This window comes from Propionibacterium sp. oral taxon 192 str. F0372 (assembly GCF_000413315.1).
GTDB lineage: Bacteria > Actinomycetota > Actinomycetes > Propionibacteriales > Propionibacteriaceae > Brooklawnia.
In genome coordinates, this window is record NZ_KE340298.1 from 210,482 (window position 1) to 226,648 (window position 16,167).

Here is a 16,167-nt window from a genome sequence, read left to right on the forward strand (position 1 = left end):
TGAGTCAAACCATGTCATCCACGTCATCCGCTCCACTCGTGGAACTTACCGGGGTGTCGAAGCACTTCGGTGGCGTCCAAGCGCTCAAGAATGTCGATCTGAGCGTCAGAAACGGAACGGTCATCGGTATCGCGGGCGAAAACGGTGCCGGGAAATCAACCTTGCTCAAAGTCCTGACCGGTGTGCACACCCCCTCCGCAGGAGAAGTCCGCTACCACGGAGTGACCCAGCGAGGGTTGTCCCCCGCAGTCGCGAAGAGCGCTGGAGTGGCCCACGTCGCCCAGGAACTGTCGGTATTCGAGCATCTCTCGGTTCTGGACAACATCATCTTGGGAAATGCGCCCCTGCGCCTCGGCATGATAGATCGTCGCCGGGCCGCGATGATGGCCGAGGAAGCGCTGGCCGTGGTCGGTGCGCAAGTACACGTGGATGACATGGTCCGCGATCTGGGTTTCGCAGATCGCCAACTGGTCGAAATCGCCAAAGCACTGGTCGGCGATCCTGAACTGCTCGTCTTGGACGAACCGACCTCGGGTCTGCGGGAAGGTGAGGTAGCCCATCTGATCGAACTGATGAACAGCTTCCGTGACCGGGGGAAGTCCGTGTTATTCATCACCCACCGCATGGAGGAATTCTTCGCTGCGACCGATCAGATGTTCATCATGCGTGACGGCCGCTCCGTGGCACTGCTGCGTACCGAAGAGACCAGTTCCGACGAGATCGTATCCCTGATGATCGGGGGACGCATGGCCTCGTTGTTCCCTGATCCGCCACCCCGGGATGAGCAGGCCCCACGTGGTCCGCTTCTCAAAGTAACCGACTATTCGGTGACTGGGACCAATATCCGCGGTATTTCCTTGCACGTCGACCACGGTGAGATCCTCGGCATCGCGGGTTTAGCGGGAAACGGCCAGACAGAACTTCTCCAAGGGCTCGGCGGGGTACGTGGATCGCATGGCCACTACACGGTCGACGGCATCAGTGGCCCCTTCCGCACAGTGCGCCGGGCAATGGACGCCGGTGTCGTCCTGGTCCCCGAGGACCGCAAAAGACATGGCCTGGTGCTGCCGATGCGGGTATCGGCCAACATGACTCTGCCCCATCTGAGAAAACTGTCCACGTGGGGATTCGTGCGTCGCTCCGAGGAGCACCAGCTCGTCGACTCGATGATGTCCACGATGCAGGTACGGCCTGACGATCCTTCCCTGCCTGCTGAAGCCCTGTCCGGTGGCAACCAGCAGAAGGTGGTCATCGGTGCAGCGCTGCTCACCGATCCCGCGGTTTGTCTGTTCAGCGACCCAACCCGGGGAATCGACGTCAGGACGAAATTCGAGATCTATTCCCTGATGCAGCGACTCGCCGCCCGGGGAAAAGCGGTGGTCCTGGTTTCCACCGACCTGGCAGAGATCACCAATCTCTGTAATCGGGTTCTGGTCATGTCCCATGGCCGTATCGTCGCAGAACTGTCCGGATCCGATGTCACCGAACATCGGATCACTCAAGCCTCCTTCCAGGCGGTGTCCCAATGAATCCCGTATTTGTCACCCTGCGCAGAGAACCAGCTGTTGGCGTTGCATCCGCGGCTCTTGTGCTGCTCTTCTCCATCTGGATCCTCACCACACCCAACCTGACGGTCCTGTCCTTCACCATCACCATGGCGCAGAAGGTACCTCTGACGCTGGTGGCCGCGGGGCAGGCCATCGCCATCATGAGCAAGGGCATCGACTTGTCGGTAGGTGCGGTGCTCACAATGTCCAATGTGGTCATCGCTGCAGGGACAGCGGTCACCGAGCACAGCACCATCTTGTGGATTGCAGCCGCTCTCGGGGTGGGTCTGCTTGCTGGTGCCGTCAACGGACTGTGTGTCGCGCTGCTCGAGTTGCCTCCCCTGATCGTGACCCTCGCCACGCAGTCAATCCTCTTCGGCGCCGCACTGTATATCCTTCCGCGGCCGGGTGGAGTCGTGGAGACCTGGATGGTGGACGCTCCTCTGCTGCTGATCGGTCCGGTTCCGCTGGTACTCATCGTGATGGTCCTGGTCCCCGCCATGTTGTGGTACCCGTTGCGTCGCGGACGCTTCGGGTTGGCGCTGTTGAGTTCCGGGGCCGATCCGGGAGCCGCGTTCGCCTCCGGGGTCCGGGTGAAGCCGACCATCGTCATGGCCTACATGCTCTCCTCCCTGTTCTCGGCCATTGCGGGCATCCTTGTCACGATGAACTCGGGTTCCGGGGACGCAACAATCGGCACCTCCTACACGATGAATGCCATTGCGGCCTGTGTTGTCGGTGGTGTGGCACTGCAGGGTGGACGGGGAACGGTGAGTGGGGCGATTGCTGGCGCCCTGCTGATCAGTTTCATCACGAACCTGCTGTTCAGCATGGGGGTTAATGCCTACTGGCAGTACGTCATCACCGGAATCATCCTGGTGCTGGCCATTTCGGTGCCGCTCATCGGGAAACTGATACGCCGCGGAGGTGAGAAGTCATGACCACGAACGCACCTGCACCAATCGTCACCCGGCAATCTCTCGCCGACCGGACAAGACAACTCATTCCGCTGATCACCCTCGTCCTGATGTACGTGGCGACGGTGGCCATCGCACCAGGCTACTTCGAACCCCAGCAGATCGGATCGCTTCTGCAGCTCAGCTCGATCCTCGGTGTGGCAGCCATCGGACAGACCCTAGTCATCCTGGTCGGCGGAATCGATTTATCCGTCGGAGCAGTCATGACCCTGTCCAATCTCATCGCAGCGACCATCATGGCAGGGAGGGATTCATCACTGGCAGCCGCTGTCGTGACAGTGCTTCTCATCGGGGCAGTGATCGGTCTGGTCAACGGATTGATCATACGTTGTCTGGGAGTGCCCGATCTGGTCGCCACTTTGGCAACCATGACCGCGACGATGGGCATTGGACTGCTCTACACCAAGGGATCACCCAAGGGCAGTTCTGCACCTGCACTGGTTTCACTGGTCACGACGCGATTTGCCGGCGTGTTCACCGGGTCAGTCATCGTCTGGCTCTTCCTGGCCATCATCACCATTGTTCTTCTCAAACGCACACGGTATGGACGCTTCATCTACGCCGTCGGGCTAAATCGTGAGGCCAGTCGCTATTCAGCTGTACCGGTCAACGCGACGATCATGAGCCTCTACCTGACCTCTGGTGTGACGGCAGCCCTGGGTGGATTGCTGCTCACCGGTTACACCGGCTCCTCCTACCTGGGATCAGGGGATTCTTACCAGATGCAGACAATCGCTGCGGTGATCCTCGGAGGCACTTCGATGTTCGGGGGTCGCGGAGGCTACGGAGGAACGATGATCGGTTGCGTGATCACGGTCCTGCTCGTAAGCGTGCTGCGTGTGGTCGGCATTCTCGATGCCGGGCAGAGCATCGCCTACGGCGCGATCATCCTGCTGATGCTGATCCTCTTCACCAAATCCTCCAAAGGAAAACAGCCCTGAATGATTCGTCACTGAATCCCACCCCGGCAAGCATTCTATGAACCGTCTCACACGGCCATGGGCGCAGGCCGCGACCCGAAGATCGCGGTCCCGACCCGGATGCAGGTGGAGCCATGAGCGATCGCCAGTTCGAAGTCGTTGGACATTCCCATAGATAGCTCATCCCAACTCGAGGAAGCCACGGCCTCGGCACGCAACCTGTTTCTCAGTTCGGCCAACTGGTCGAAGCAAGCACCCACTACCTCCTCATCAGTTGAGGGCATAGCGATGGTCATCAGACCGATGGGATTGAGACTATCGAAATCTTTTAGCTGCCCACAGAACTCCATCACCTGTTCGGGCGCAAGACCGAACTTCGAATCTTCCCCCGATGTGTTCACCTCCACCAGAACGTCCAGTGACCGCCCCAGCGTCTGGAGTTTGCGGTCGAGGGCTGCAGCCACCCGCAGCGAATCGAGGGCTTGGAACTCCACCGCCAACTCGGCCGCCTTCGCGGCCTTGTTGGTCTGCAGGTGGCCGATCAGGGCAAACTCAGCCTCGGGTAGATAAGCCTGTTTCGCGACGATCTCCTGGACACGATTCTCTCCAAAACGCCTGAACCCGCATTCCATCGCCTCGGCTAGGGCCGAACCCGGCTTGGTCTTGGAGACCGGCAGCAGCCGCACCTGGTCACGAGGTCTACCTGCCCGCCGACACGCAGCCACAATCCGTTCCTCAAGCGCGGACACCCGGTCCTGTATCGCCTGTTCGATCATCACGGCCACCTCGCCGCCAGGGAAACGACGCCCAACCCTGCGACGAGGGTGAACAACAGGGCGTAGAAGGCATAGCGGTCAGTCACCTCTACCTCTTGTTCCTGGTATCCAATGTCCCTTGCCAGGGATTCGTAGATGGAGCGCAGATCACCCACTGACTCGGCGGCATATTTCGTCCCACCGGAGATCCGTGCCACGTCAGCCAATTCCTTGTGATTGACCGGCACATTGACCTTGTGCCCGTCCTCGTAGACATAGCCGTACTCGGTTCCGTAGGCGATCGTGTAGATTGGAACGCCACGGTCTTTGGCAGTCTGGGCTGCCTCGGCCGAGTCGCGTCCGATATTGGTATATCCGTCGGACAGCAGCACGATGGCACCCGGTGCAGGATCGTCTGGATGATCCGGATCTTGGGGAGCCAGGGTCAGCGCATCAAGGGATGTATGAATGCCCTCACCGATCGCGGTGGCGGGGATCAGTTCAATGGATTCGATGGCTTTCTTCACCGCGCCCCGATCAAGGGTAGGCGGGGACACGATGGAGGCTGTGCCACCGAAAGTAACCAAGGCGATGTTGAAGGTGGAAGGCAGTAGATCGACAAACTCGGTCGCTGCCGCCTGGGCTGCAGACAACCGGTTTGGCTCGACATCCTCGGCTCTCATCGACTTAGAAATGTCAATGGTCAGCACGATGGTGGCCCGTTCCCGCGGAACCTGCACCACCCCGGTCGGTTGAGCCCAGGCGATCACCAGCGCCACGACGGCCGCAAAGGACGCGATTACCGACAGGTGACGCTTCAGCGCAGAATCGCGCGGCAACACCAGATCCAGCCGAGTACGACCGCCCGTGCGACGCGTTCCCTGCCGACGACTCGACAGTATCAGGTAACCGATCGCCAGCAGCACGACGATGACCAAGGCCCACAACCGACCCGGGTGCATGAACTGGATCATGGGGATCATGGCCACCTCGCTGCCATTGAAACGGCTCCCATCGAAGCCACCAAGGCGAAGGCCAGGGCGTACAAGGCCCAGCGCGCGGTGACCTCCTTCTTCACATCCTCGTAGCCGACCTCGGAGCGAAGGTTGTCGTAGACATTATCGAGTTGGCTGGCGCTCGCGGCGTCAGCGGCTTGCCCTCCGGTGATGGAAGCTATCTCACCGAGTCCTGCGGCATCGGGAGCCACATTCTCCCGGTGACCGTCCACATCGACGTAGCCATTCTGGGTACCGAAGGCGATGGTGTGGATCGCCACATTCTGTGCCTTGGCATCCATCGCCGCCGTCTGCGGCGACACCGATCCTCCGGTGTTCTGTCCATCCGATAGCAGGACCATCATCGCGGGGGCCGGACCTTTCTCATCATCTCCCGGCGCCATCGCGACGGCACCGAGACCCGCTCGAATTGCATCGCCGATGGCTGTTCCTTCCTGCATCTCCATGGTATCGATGACTCGTTCGACCGTCAGACGGTCGGTGGTGGGCGGAACCAGAACCGAGGAAGAACCCGACAGCCCAACAACAGCGACGTTGTACTCGGTCGGCAGATGCGCGATGAACTGTTTGGCTGCTTCCTTCGAGGCAGCCATCCGGTTCGGGGCGACGTCGGTGGCCTGCATTGACAACGAGCGATCAAGCACCACGATGACCGTCGCCCGTTCGCGTTTCACCTTCTCGGTGCCCGCGGGACGAGCCCAAGCTCCAACGATGGCGGTGATCGAGCACAGGGCCATGGCAACCGCGACGTGTCTGCGCCACTGGGACTGACGTGGCAGGACAGCACCCACAATCCCGGTCTGGGTGTAGCGGATGCCCCGGTTACGCTTGAGTCTCAGCAAGATCGCGTAGAACAGCACCAGCACGGGGATACACACGACAGCCCACAATCTGTTGGGGTTGAAGAATTCCCACCAGCCCACCGGAGTTGCGATGTCGTTCACTTGCTCACCCCCTGGGGAGGAGTGTGGAGCACAGATGCGGTACGCCGGTAGGTGAGCACGAAGCGGGCGATGTCGGCTACCCAGTCCCTGTCGGTGCTCAGCCGGATGTGACCGACCCCACATCTGCGCAGCACAGTCGCCACGCGTTCCCGCTGGGCCTTAGAAGCCTTGTCAATCATCGCGCGCGCTCTTGGGTCCGAGGTATTGACATATCTCGCGAAATCGGTTTCAGGGTCTTTGATGAGGATCTCCCCCACATCGGGGAACTCTGTCTCACCAGCATCGACGACCTCGACACAGAGCACTTGGTTGCGCACGGCCAAGCGTCGCAGGGGCCGCTCCCAGGCGGGAGCAATGTCCGGGTCAAGTTCCTGCTCGCCTGGGGTGATGAAATCAGAGACCACGATACGCATGCCTCTGCGCCGCTGCGAACGGATCATCGTCTCGATCCCATCGGCCAACTCCAAGGAACCGGTAGTGGTGTCGGGCTCGATCGGATCAGTGAGCAACCGCTTGAGCAACCCATACAAAGCTTGTCTGCCTGATCGAGCAGGGAACCTGGTCACCTGATCGGAGTGCAACACCATGCCCCCAAAACGGTCGCCGACGGTCTGGGAGACATATCCGAGGGCAGCAATCGCAGCGATGCCCAGGTCTCTCTTGGTGACTCCGGCGGTTCCCCAGTTCATTGAGGGGGTCGCATCTAGCAGGGCCCAGATCTCCAGTTCTCGGTCGGCCACGGTGTCGCGAACGTGCGGGGTGGATGTGCGTGCCGTGACGGCCCAGTCCATGCGACGCACATCGTCCTCACCCGGAACGTATTCACGAGCATCATTCAAATCTGATCCCGGACCAGGCAGCAGCCCGAGATGATCGCCTTGGAGGAAACCTTCCAGGCGACGAACCACGGTCAGTTCCAGCCGTCTCAGGGCTGCTTCCGGGGCCAGCGCCTTGAGTTCGATCGTGGGTCCGCTGGGCGGACGGAGGATTGACTCGGCGGCGCCGACGTCATGACGGCCACTCGCCAAAGTGGTGCCAGACGGGGGCAACGCAAAATCAGGTCGTGCCATGGGTCAGCTCCGGAATTGCCCCTGCCCGGGCTGAGCGCCTGGGGGCATCGGTGTCCGGGGCGGAGCCGGGAGCGGTTGGTTAACCGGAACAGGGGCAGCCTGCGGCCGAGGGACACGAGCCTGCTGCTGGGGGCCCTTCTGCGGAGCACCACCCTGCGTCTTGTTCCACACCGGCGTTGGAGCGGGCACCTTGGCCAGAATCCGGTCAACCACTTGCAGCGGGGAGATGTTGTCGGCGATCGCATCGAAGGACAGCACTAGACGGTGCGCCATAACGTCCCGAGCGATGGCTTGCACGTCGGAGGGAAGAACGTAATCACGACCGTTGATCAAAGCGACGGCCCGGGAGGCCGCGGTAAGACCGAGGGTGGCACGCGAGGAGTTGCCGATCTGGATGATCTTGGCCAAATCGGGCAAGTCGAACTCCAGCGGGTTCCTGGTGGCCAGCACGAGGCGAACGATGTACTCGGCCACCAAGTTATGCACGAAAATATTCGAAGTCATGTCCTGCAACTGCACGGTCAGTTCCGGATTGAGGACGGCACTCGGGGTCGGCGGGGTAACCGACATGCGGCGCAGGATCTCGAACTCCTCATTGCCCTGGGGGTAGGGCACATCCACCTTGAGCAAGAAACGGTCACGCTGAGCCTCGGGCAACGGGTAGACGCCCTCCGATTCCACCGGGTTCTGGGTCGCGATGACGATGAAAGGCTTGGCCATGGGGTAGGTCTGCCCCGCGATGGAGACCTGCTTTTCCGCCATGAGCTCGAGCATTGCGGACTGCACCTTCGCAGGAGCGCGGTTGATCTCGTCAGCAAGCACGAAATTGGTGAACACCGGCCCTAGTTCGATATCGAAGGTCTCCTTGGAGGCCTGGTAAACGCGGGTGCCGACGATGTCGGAGGGCACCAGGTCAGGGGTGAACTGCACTCGTGCGAAAGATCCGCCGACCACCGTGGAGAAAGTTCGTACGGCCAAGGTCTTCGCGGTTCCGGGCACGCCTTCCAGAAGAATGTGCCCCTTGGCGAGGAGGCCCACCATGAGCTGCTCCACCATGTGCTGCTGACCGACGATGACCCTCTGCACTTGGGAAATTGCCTCTCCGACGATTTCCGCTGCCTTCTTGATCGACAGGGACTGTCCTTCTGGGCTGCTGCTCACTCATCGCTCCTGGGCATCGGGCTCCAACCCGGATGGTCGGAGCCTTGGGGCCGACGGTTTCCCGCCGACGCAGTTCACTGCGCATGCCACGATACCCTGCCACCAAGACACCTCGGAGTCTTCAAGGCGCAGAGTTGCAGTGCGGCCGCTTCGGTTGGGCACTGTGATGTGGTGAGATTAAGACGATGACAGATTCAGCCCACGGAACGGGGCCACGACCGGGCCACGTGGAACCGTACCCATTGCAGGTCGAAGATCCTCCCCGTATCGGGGATTTCTGGCTGGATGCCCGGCTGGTAGAGCACGACTCAGGCGTCGTTTTCGTCGCCCATGCCCAAGACAAGCCTTCGGTTATGTTGCTGGTGCTCTCACAAGGGGCAGCGGCCGATGCCGCGGCCCGGGACCGGCTGGCCGGCGAAGTGAACAAGCTCCACGCCGATATCGTGATCGCCCGCGGCGGTCATGGCCAGGATGGCGGCAGGCTGGCTGCCAAGTATCGTTCGGAGGCCGACGACCCGGTCCATGAGAGCATGGCTCCGGTCGCGCCATGGGTGGCCTTGGCATACGACGGCAGCTCGGATGCCCATGCCGAGGCTGAACGCCTGCTGCGCTCGGTCGACCTGTCCTCCACCCCGTCCTTGGGAACCAGCGCAGGTCCCGATTTCGACATTGCCTGGCATGAGGAATCTAGGCTGGGCACTTGGCGGATCTGGCCGCTGCCCGGACCAGGACGCCATGACCGGGCAGGCGCGATGCCGCTGATCGCATCGTGGCTGCTGACCATCATCCTGGGCACCCTCGCCCTGCTCATCGCGGTGTTGCTGTTCCAGAACTCACCCCAGCAGACCACTCAGCCACCGGTAGACCCAAGTTCTGCATCGTCTGATCAATCACAGTCGTCCGATCAGTCTCAGTCCTCTGATCAATCGCAATCGCCAAGCCAATCCGATTCTCAGTCCGCCGATCCCTCAGAATCCTCCTCTGATCAGTCGGCCTCACCAACCCCGACCGATGGGGAACCGCAGGATCACTCGGATAATCCCTCGATGGGGGTTTCCGGGTCCAACAGCGCCACTAACACCCAACCACCCACCTCACAGAATACGAAACTGTGATCATGGTCGGGTTCGATGTGATCGCCACGGACCTCGACGGCACTTTCTTATCCTCGGATCGCCGGATTCCGGAACTCAATGCCCAAGCTCTGCAGCAGGCCCACGCCGCAGGGATCAAGGTGATCTACGCCACGGGCCGCCCGAGACGCTGGCTGCCGGTGATTACCGGGCTCACCGATGTACCGAGCTGGGCAGTAACGGCCAATGGAGCGGTGACCATTGATATGAGCGACGGATCAGTGGTGTTCAGCCACACGGCGGATCCCACGACGCTACGCTCGGTATGCCAGCAGGTCCGTGAGGCCTGCCCAGAAGCTCGTTTCGTCGTGGAGTACTTGGATGGCTGGAGTGCCGAGCCTCAAATCAGCGTTGGCGAGAGCTGGACTCCCCCGGATAATACCGCCGACATCGATATCCTGCTGACGCGTGAGGGGATCGTAAAACTGCTCGTACAGGATCCCTCCCACCCCACTAAACAGTTATTCGGTCTACTGTCGCCGATCATTGGCGATCGGTTGGAGGTGACTTACTCCCACGACGGCCCTACCGGATTGCTGGAGATGACTGCTCCGGGCGTGTCGAAGGCCGGAGCATTGCTTGATCTGCTCGGCGAGTTGGGCACCGCACCCGAACGAATGGTCGCTTTCGGGGACATGCCCAATGACTTGGCTATGCTCCGACTAGCAGGTCGGGGATTCGCGATGGCGGGCGCAGATCCGGTACTTGTCGAGGCAGGCATTCCGGTGATCGGGTCCAATGACGATGCAGCAGTCGGTGCGAAGATTCTCGAGTTGCTCGCAGAATGATCGCACCACTCCACCGCTAGAGTGGTGCGTTGCATGGGGCGTTAGCTCAGCCGGTCAGAGCAGGGGACTCATAATCCCTGGGTCGCGGGTTCGAGCCCCGCACGCCCTACGCACAGCAGCCGTGGCGGAACTTTCCGTCACGGCTGCTGTGGTTCCCACGCGTCGACTCACTAAGCGCTGATAGTCTGCCGGACAGGTCAGCCGTGAGGAAGGTCGGTGTCCATCATGAGCAGAAACCAGAAACTATTGGTCATCGCCGGTAGCATCGTGGCGGTTCTGGCCGTCGTCGGCGTGGCGTTATCCGTGATTCTCCCCTTTCTTAAGCAGTTGCGCACTGCCGATCCCGGGACGGCGGGCCCCGAGTCCTACGTCGTCGAGCAGGTCCCGGGCATCACACCGGTCAGCTCCGAACTCTCCTCCCCCACCATGTCCGCCCCCATTGAGGGCCGGGTCTTGTCATTGGCCCACGATGGTCTTCACGGCCTGTTCCTGGTGACCTCCTCACATTCCGAGCAACCCACTGAAGTTCGCTGGGTCGACGTGACCGCACCCGGGCAGCACACCGTGGTCGCCGACAGCAAGCAGTACCCGAACCTCACCTGCGACGTCTTCTCGGGGCTGTCCGAGAACGGCATGACCGAGGACCCCAGCCATGCCGTGTGCTTCACCATGGGCACTGACGGCCGGGTGACGATACTCGCCTTCAACCGCGACGACCCGGCCAAGGTCACCTCGATTCCGCTTGATGTCCAGAACAAGGAAGGATTCAACACCATCGATGTCCTAGGAGTGGATTCGCAAGGTACCACGGTCATGAAGCTGGCGAATCTGCCGCTCGCCGGCGGTGACCGTACAGTTCTCCTCGCTGCTGACACGAAAACAGGAACTCTTGCCTGGACTACCGCCGTCGAGCCCTACAGCGCCACCGAGTGCTTCGTTCGTCAGACCACCTTGGTCTGTTCCGAAACCCCGGATGACCAGCAGAATGGTCAGAATCGGATCATCTTCATCGACACCACAAACGGCACGACGAAAAACACCATCACCTCCGCTTCTGCCGACCAACTGCTGTGGATCGACGTCATTGCCTGCGACGGGATCGTGATACGTGCTGACGGGGCAATCAACTCTACCGACTCCAAGGATTCCAGCTACGAGGGCGGGCCGTTCCTCTACAACTTGGACGGGGAGAGGACCTCCGACCAGGAGATCAACACCCGGGTCAGCGTCACCGGCGGGTGTGTTCGCTCCGATGCCCTTTCCTCTGCGATTGCCAACGACACTTTGGCGCCCAATGGTGATTTCATCATGACCTTGGAAGGTGGCGAAACCGTGATGAAGCCCTCCGGCACTAAGCGCGAGAGCGGCAGTGTTCCGCAATGCGCATCCGATACCTCAGGCGATGTCTTAGTCTGCGAAAAAAATTTTGGGGCAAGTTTCGACATGATGAGCCGAGACAGCGGACAGTACCTCGATGCGATTGAATCCTCGCTCGCCGAGCGTGGGAACTCTTACAGCATTAGCCAAGTCATGATCTCGGCCGGGCGCTTGGCCGTCATCTACTCCTCGGCCAGCAGCACAGATCTGGTGACGACGGTGGCTGTTCCAGCCTGAGCAACCCGCCTGATTGTCCGGGTCGACCATGCAGGCTGACCCGGTCCACCGTGAACACACCGCGACACGGCCCGGAACCGTGCCGGACACGGCTTCAATCACAGTTCTTGGGAAAGCACCGAAGGCATCGTGGACGTCGATGAAGGTGTCAGGCCCGGCCCTGACGGGCCGGGCCTGACGGTGGTGGTGTGAGGGATGTGGCTCCCCGACCTGGACTCGAACCAGGAACCCTCTGATTAACAGTCAGATGCTCTGCCAATTGAGCTATCAGGGACCGCCCCGCGCTTACCGGTGCACGAAGAGATGCTAGCAGCCCCTCGGCGCACCATGCAACTTTCCAAGTTGGCAGGACATCGGACCCGAATGCCACCACCCTGCCACCGTCACCATCACCGACCAGCCCGCCTCTGTCATCTGGTCTTGTCAACAGCGGGAGTGATGATTCTCGGCTAGGTAACGTACCACGAACGCTTGAATTGAATCTTGGCAGCGTCAGACCTGCGGTTTAGAGTGACCGGGGCTTTACTTGGTTTTTGAAGCATGTGTTCTGAGACCATGATGTTTAGGAGAGAGGTTTATGCTGTCTATTGAATTTGGTTGGGGGTGTTGTTGATCGGTCGTTATCGGGAAAGTGGCCGCAAAGGTCGTTGGTGATCTGGGGATCAGTAGTCATGTCTCCGATGGTGGATGAGTCAAGATGATGTTGATGCTGATCACGTCAGGGCTTGACCAGCGCGGAAAAATCCAGAGTTGGTCAAGGTGCGTTGCCATAACTGGGTGCAGGAGACCGAGGTAGAGATCCTCAAGCACCCCAGCCCTGGCTTCACCAGTCTGACTAGTAGTGCCCATCTTTGCAACATCTACCGGCATACTCGCTAGCATACGAATGGAGATGCCTGATAGAAGAGTGGCGGGGGTGTGAAGCATTTTTGAACAGGCCATCACAAAGACTCTCGCCTGTTTATTACTCGCGATTATCGTGCATTGACCCGGAAAATCGCGTGTCGCCGGGGCGAGGCCTCCCAAGTGTGCGTGAGCAACCGACTCCGCCGATGTTCGATCGTAGATCAGCCCGGTCTCACGGCTGGTGCACTGACAGCACCCTGAGCGACACGGAATCCCAGATCATCAAACGAGGCGGTCGGGTTAGTCTTGCGTCGGACGCCTGATCGGCAGCTCCACTGGGGATCGCTCCATCCCCCACCGCGAATGATACGGTACGAGCCGTAGCTCTCCGGGTCGTACAGGTCCCAGCACCATTCCCACACGCCACCGAGTAGGTCAAACAAACCCCACGCATTTGGCTCTTTCGAGCGCACCGGATGAACTGTCCCGCCAGAATTCTCGACGTACCAGGCGATATCGTCTAGACGTCCGTACCGGGCACCCGATGTCCCCGCGCGGCAGGCCACCTGCCACTCGGCATCTGTGGGTAGGCGGTAGCCGTCTGCGCCGTGGTCCCAAGCCACAATCCAGTCATCGAGTTCAGGCTCGCTGTGGGGTCGCCACCGGGTCGGCGCCGGCTGAGGAACATCGCGCTGCGAGATCTGGTACACCGGCTCCAGGCCTTCTCGCTCTGAGAGCGCGTTGCAGAACCTGATTGCGTCTCGCCAGCTCAAGTCGGTCTTTGGAAAGTTGGACATCTCGGGATCGCCCGCAACACCATGCACGTCGTCCCACAGTCCACGCGTCACCACCGTCTCCGCCAACGCAAACGGTTCGACACGTACGGTCCACGAACTGCCCGTGGGGCAATCCACCATGACTTCCTCGACGGTGCCGATCAGGGGTACGGCGACCATGCGGATCCTCATGGTGTCATTCTTGGCCACGATGGCTGCGGGGCGGAGGAATCTCACCGCTTGGCCTCAGAGTTCCCATGAACACTTTTTTGCCGCACCGAGGGGGTTCTGTCATTCAGTTTGGCGGTTGTCACGAGAACGCCCTTGAATCAATGCTGCTGTAAACAAGGATGTGGGTGACCAGTCGGATCGGATGACGCAGGCGACGCGTGACGCCCATATCCAAGACAGTACGGTGCACGCCACCGAGCTGGATAAAAGCGAAGCGAATCCGCTTCTTTTGGACGGCGGCACATCACTGACGGCCTGCCAGAAGCCTGATGCCCGCACCGAACTGCAACAGATTCTGGACCATACCAGAACCATAGTTTACACCAGTGAAGTCAGCTCCGGAAAAACGGCGACTCGATCCCTTTAAAAGTGTTGTCCATGAGAAACCGAGCACATCAGAAATCGATGATGGCAAGTTTTATTTCAATCTATAGGGAGAAGAAATCCGATCCCGTAGCGAGGGATATAAGGGTAGCTTGGTAAAAGTTGATCAGATGTCAGTTGATGAGGATCTAGGTAGTTTAGAATAATTCAAAACCAAGGAAACCTGCCACTGGTCAGATGTGTCTGCTATCACCAACCTGGCCGGAAAATCCGTCTTGTGATACAACTGCGAGAACAACACCGCGATGGAACCTAGCTACCGATTCTCATGGATGCGATACGCCGACAACAACCTGGGGCCTACTTTTGATCTGAACGACCACTAAGGCCCCGAGATCATCAGCAACACCCTTTAACCAGGCCATAACCAGAAGCCTGAAACCGGACACTTCCACATCTACCACTAAAAACCACCTTTTCCGGGAAACAGTAGCCACGACAACTTCGACTTCTACCGAAACATCACCGCCTACAAAGGAATCATCCCCCACACCACCACACAACAACATCTCGGCCCAACTTTTTCAAAAAACAACTGGCCGAAGAAATCCTGGACTGTATCCGCACTATTTGGCATGGATTCCGGTATTTCCCGGCCTGTCACGCACACCTCGGCTACTCGAACTCGGCCCGCATCCGTGCGACGAGCTCAAGCACTTGGGACTGAACTGCGGAATCTGACAGGTTGCAGCGCCCCAAGGCCTCGGTTTGCCACGAAACGGCGCCGTCACCGGTCGGGCTGCGGCGGCCACTGATCATCACAGATCCGAGCCCGCCGGTCAGTTCCATCCTCCGGGAGACGATGATCGAGGAACGGATCAATTCCTGGAAAGCCCGGGGAACAATGGCGACATCATCGATGATGGCTGTCCTCTTCGTACCGTCGGTCAGTTCCCAGGAGAGTTCACCCGCATCGGAAAATCCTCCCCGCTGGATGTCCTGCCAGGCGACCATCTCCCAGCCTCGTGGGCGACGAATCACCATGCGGTCCGGGAGCAGGATCACCACGTCGTCGGCTCCACGGGCAACGGCGAGAATCTGTGGGTGTCGCAGCTGCGTGACGCGGGACAACTCCGAAGTTTCCTCGCGGGTCAGCCTGCGCGCTGGTGGTCGTGCCATTGCCCCATCCTCTCACTCGGGCTGGACGGATACAGAATCACACGTCTGGCCATCGAGAGCGCACGTAGTTCCTCCCGTCTAACCGTGGACACGGAGGCGCCCAGCCGTTCGGCAAGAGTCCGTCGGCTTACCGGCGGCTGCCCCAATCCGAACCGGGCCGACAAAATCATCTGTTCGTATTCACCCAGCCGGTCGAACCAGGCCATGTCCGATCCAGGCAGGCATTCCGTGAGCTCTGCCGAATCGGGGAGATCCTCATCAAGTACACTGACCGGGGTCATCCCGATCTCCAAGGTGGCCCGCACAACCGAACGCTTCACTCCCAGATGATCGGCAATTTCCTCGGGGCGTGGTTGGCGGGCAAGCCGCTGAGCAAGTTCCTCCCCAGCCCGCTGGTATCTGAGCACCGAGCGCACCCGGTGCCTGGTGAACTCAATCGTCCCGCATCTGGTCTGTGCATGCTGCGCGATTCGCCCATCCACCAACGGATGGGCAAATGTCGAGAAACGGTGCCCGAGGCTGTGGTCGAATCTGGCAATAGCTTCCCCCAATCCGACGCAGCCCTCCTGGAAAAGTTCCTGGAAGGAAACCGACAGACGTTTCGCCCAGTAACCGGCTCGTTGCCGGACCAGAGCAAGGTTGGCCAGATAAAGTCTACGTCGCGCGGCTTCTCCGCGCTCTGCGAGGAACTGGAGCTCTCCGTTGCTGGCTTCACAAGGGTTCTCACCGTTCGCGAGAGCATGGGCCGCGAGAAGGCCGGCTTCGATATCGACGGCCAGAGCGATCTCCTCGTCATGGGTCAGCAGTTCTGGTTCATAATCGGTGGACATGACCTCAGCGTGCTGTGTTCCCGGCATGAATGGCGGCTGTCAACAGGCAAGAAAAC

General features: G+C 60.1%; 16 protein-coding genes and 2 tRNA genes. 8 read left to right on the top strand and 10 right to left on the bottom strand.

Annotation, left to right across the window (positions count from 1 at the left end):
- The first annotated feature begins 11 nt into the window (after positions 1 to 11).
- The 3 genes from HMPREF1531_RS12210 to HMPREF1531_RS12220 are packed head-to-tail and all read left to right on the top strand — an operon-like array spanning position 12 to position 3,465.
- Positions 12 to 1,529: a sugar ABC transporter ATP-binding protein gene (locus tag HMPREF1531_RS12210; protein ID WP_016670272.1), complete on the top strand. Its 1,518-nt coding sequence runs from the start codon at positions 12 to 14 to the stop codon at positions 1,527 to 1,529.
- Positions 1,526 to 2,488 carry an ABC transporter permease gene (locus HMPREF1531_RS12215; RefSeq protein ID WP_016670273.1) on the top strand — a complete coding sequence of 321 codons (963 nt, stop codon included), beginning with the start codon at positions 1,526 to 1,528 and terminating at the stop codon, positions 2,486 to 2,488. Before HMPREF1531_RS12210 ends, HMPREF1531_RS12215 begins: the two co-directional genes overlap by 4 nt.
- The gene (locus HMPREF1531_RS12220; RefSeq protein WP_016670274.1) at positions 2,485 to 3,465 is read left to right on the top strand and encodes an ABC transporter permease; all 981 of its coding nucleotides are present in this window, start codon (positions 2,485 to 2,487) and stop codon (positions 3,463 to 3,465) included. Before HMPREF1531_RS12215 ends, HMPREF1531_RS12220 begins: the two co-directional genes overlap by 4 nt.
- Before the next feature lie 47 nt (positions 3,466 to 3,512).
- On the opposite strand, the gene HMPREF1531_RS12225 is transcribed toward HMPREF1531_RS12220, so the two are convergent.
- Genes HMPREF1531_RS12225 through HMPREF1531_RS12245 form a run of 5 tightly spaced genes read right to left on the bottom strand, consistent with a single transcriptional unit; the run spans position 3,513 to position 8,390 of the window.
- Positions 3,513 to 4,220: a YggS family pyridoxal phosphate-dependent enzyme gene (locus HMPREF1531_RS12225; RefSeq protein ID WP_016670275.1), complete on the bottom strand. Its 708-nt coding sequence runs from the start codon at positions 4,218 to 4,220 to the stop codon at positions 3,513 to 3,515.
- Positions 4,220 to 5,188, bottom strand: coding sequence for a VWA domain-containing protein (locus HMPREF1531_RS12230; protein ID WP_156860333.1), 969 nt, complete (start codon positions 5,186 to 5,188; stop codon positions 4,220 to 4,222). Before HMPREF1531_RS12230 ends, HMPREF1531_RS12225 begins: the two co-directional genes overlap by 1 nt.
- A complete protein-coding gene (locus tag HMPREF1531_RS12235; protein ID WP_016670277.1) occupies positions 5,179 to 6,159 on the bottom strand; it encodes a VWA domain-containing protein in 981 nt (326 codons plus the stop codon). The genes HMPREF1531_RS12230 and HMPREF1531_RS12235 overlap by 10 nt, the downstream gene beginning before the upstream one ends.
- Positions 6,156 to 7,229, bottom strand: coding sequence for a DUF58 domain-containing protein (locus HMPREF1531_RS12240; RefSeq protein ID WP_016670278.1), 1,074 nt, complete (start codon positions 7,227 to 7,229; stop codon positions 6,156 to 6,158). Before HMPREF1531_RS12240 ends, HMPREF1531_RS12235 begins: the two co-directional genes overlap by 4 nt.
- Positions 7,230 to 7,232: 3 nt before the next feature.
- Positions 7,233 to 8,390, bottom strand: coding sequence for an AAA family ATPase (locus HMPREF1531_RS12245; protein ID WP_016670279.1), 1,158 nt, complete (start codon positions 8,388 to 8,390; stop codon positions 7,233 to 7,235).
- Between the two features lie 185 nt (positions 8,391 to 8,575).
- Between HMPREF1531_RS12245 and HMPREF1531_RS12250 the strand changes: the two genes are divergently transcribed.
- From HMPREF1531_RS12250 to HMPREF1531_RS12265, 4 genes are all read left to right on the top strand, one after another.
- Positions 8,576 to 9,505 carry a hypothetical protein gene (locus tag HMPREF1531_RS12250; RefSeq protein WP_016670280.1) on the top strand — a complete coding sequence of 310 codons (930 nt, stop codon included), beginning with the start codon at positions 8,576 to 8,578 and terminating at the stop codon, positions 9,503 to 9,505.
- 2 nt (positions 9,506 to 9,507) lie between these two features.
- Positions 9,508 to 10,311: an HAD hydrolase family protein gene (locus HMPREF1531_RS12255; protein ID WP_016670281.1), complete on the top strand. Its 804-nt coding sequence runs from the start codon at positions 9,508 to 9,510 to the stop codon at positions 10,309 to 10,311.
- Between the two features lie 35 nt (positions 10,312 to 10,346).
- Positions 10,347 to 10,420, top strand: a tRNA-Ile gene (locus HMPREF1531_RS12260).
- A gap of 116 nt (positions 10,421 to 10,536) precedes the next feature.
- Positions 10,537 to 11,925, top strand: coding sequence for a hypothetical protein (locus HMPREF1531_RS12265; protein WP_016670282.1), 1,389 nt, complete (start codon positions 10,537 to 10,539; stop codon positions 11,923 to 11,925).
- A gap of 198 nt (positions 11,926 to 12,123) precedes the next feature.
- Here HMPREF1531_RS12265 and HMPREF1531_RS12270 read toward each other — a convergent pair.
- Together HMPREF1531_RS12270 and HMPREF1531_RS12275 are read right to left on the bottom strand one after the other, a co-directional pair.
- A tRNA-Asn gene (locus HMPREF1531_RS12270) sits at positions 12,124 to 12,199 on the bottom strand.
- Between the two features lie 793 nt (positions 12,200 to 12,992).
- Positions 12,993 to 13,739, bottom strand: coding sequence for a formylglycine-generating enzyme family protein (locus HMPREF1531_RS12275; RefSeq protein ID WP_036899630.1), 747 nt, complete (start codon positions 13,737 to 13,739; stop codon positions 12,993 to 12,995).
- Between the two features lie 160 nt (positions 13,740 to 13,899).
- Between HMPREF1531_RS12275 and HMPREF1531_RS12280 the strand changes: the two genes are divergently transcribed.
- Entirely contained in the window at positions 13,900 to 14,145 is a 246-nt protein-coding gene (locus tag HMPREF1531_RS12280; protein ID WP_156860334.1) for a hypothetical protein, read from the top strand.
- Positions 14,146 to 14,428: 283 nt separating this feature from the next.
- Here the strand turns inward: HMPREF1531_RS12280 and HMPREF1531_RS14225 are convergent, their stop codons facing one another.
- From HMPREF1531_RS14225 to HMPREF1531_RS12290, 3 genes are all read right to left on the bottom strand, one after another.
- Entirely contained in the window at positions 14,429 to 14,653 is a 225-nt protein-coding gene (locus HMPREF1531_RS14225; RefSeq protein ID WP_232210279.1) for a hypothetical protein, read from the bottom strand.
- A 124-nt stretch (positions 14,654 to 14,777) separates the two neighbouring features.
- Positions 14,778 to 15,281: a hypothetical protein gene (locus HMPREF1531_RS12285; protein WP_016670285.1), complete on the bottom strand. Its 504-nt coding sequence runs from the start codon at positions 15,279 to 15,281 to the stop codon at positions 14,778 to 14,780.
- Positions 15,254 to 16,111, bottom strand: a complete 858-nt coding sequence (locus tag HMPREF1531_RS12290) for a sigma-70 family RNA polymerase sigma factor (RefSeq protein WP_036899487.1) — start codon at positions 16,109 to 16,111, stop codon at positions 15,254 to 15,256. The genes HMPREF1531_RS12285 and HMPREF1531_RS12290 overlap by 28 nt, the downstream gene beginning before the upstream one ends.
- Between the last annotated feature and the right edge of the window lie 56 nt (positions 16,112 to 16,167).

What these genes read in the sequence shown, in the direction of transcription:
- HMPREF1531_RS12210 (WP_016670272.1), top strand. Translation starts at nt 12, where the DNA reads ATGTCATCCACGTCATCCGCTCCACTCGTGGAACTTACCGGGGTGTCG.
- HMPREF1531_RS12250 (WP_016670280.1), top strand. Translation starts at nt 8,576, where the DNA reads ATGACAGATTCAGCCCACGGAACGGGGCCACGACCGGGCCACGTGGAA.
- HMPREF1531_RS12225 (WP_016670275.1), bottom strand. Translation starts at nt 4,220, where the DNA reads ATGATCGAACAGGCGATACAGGACCGGGTGTCCGCGCTTGAGGAACGG.
- HMPREF1531_RS12215 (WP_016670273.1), top strand. Translation starts at nt 1,526, where the DNA reads ATGAATCCCGTATTTGTCACCCTGCGCAGAGAACCAGCTGTTGGCGTT.
- HMPREF1531_RS12265 (WP_016670282.1), top strand. Translation starts at nt 10,537, where the DNA reads ATGAGCAGAAACCAGAAACTATTGGTCATCGCCGGTAGCATCGTGGCG.
- HMPREF1531_RS12220 (WP_016670274.1), top strand. Translation starts at nt 2,485, where the DNA reads ATGACCACGAACGCACCTGCACCAATCGTCACCCGGCAATCTCTCGCC.
- HMPREF1531_RS12275 (WP_036899630.1), bottom strand. Translation starts at nt 13,739, where the DNA reads ATGAGGATCCGCATGGTCGCCGTACCCCTGATCGGCACCGTCGAGGAA.
- HMPREF1531_RS12240 (WP_016670278.1), bottom strand. Translation starts at nt 7,229, where the DNA reads ATGGCACGACCTGATTTTGCGTTGCCCCCGTCTGGCACCACTTTGGCG.
- HMPREF1531_RS12285 (WP_016670285.1), bottom strand. Translation starts at nt 15,281, where the DNA reads ATGGCACGACCACCAGCGCGCAGGCTGACCCGCGAGGAAACTTCGGAG.
- HMPREF1531_RS12255 (WP_016670281.1), top strand. Translation starts at nt 9,508, where the DNA reads ATGGTCGGGTTCGATGTGATCGCCACGGACCTCGACGGCACTTTCTTA.
- HMPREF1531_RS12290 (WP_036899487.1), bottom strand. Translation starts at nt 16,111, where the DNA reads ATGTCCACCGATTATGAACCAGAACTGCTGACCCATGACGAGGAGATC.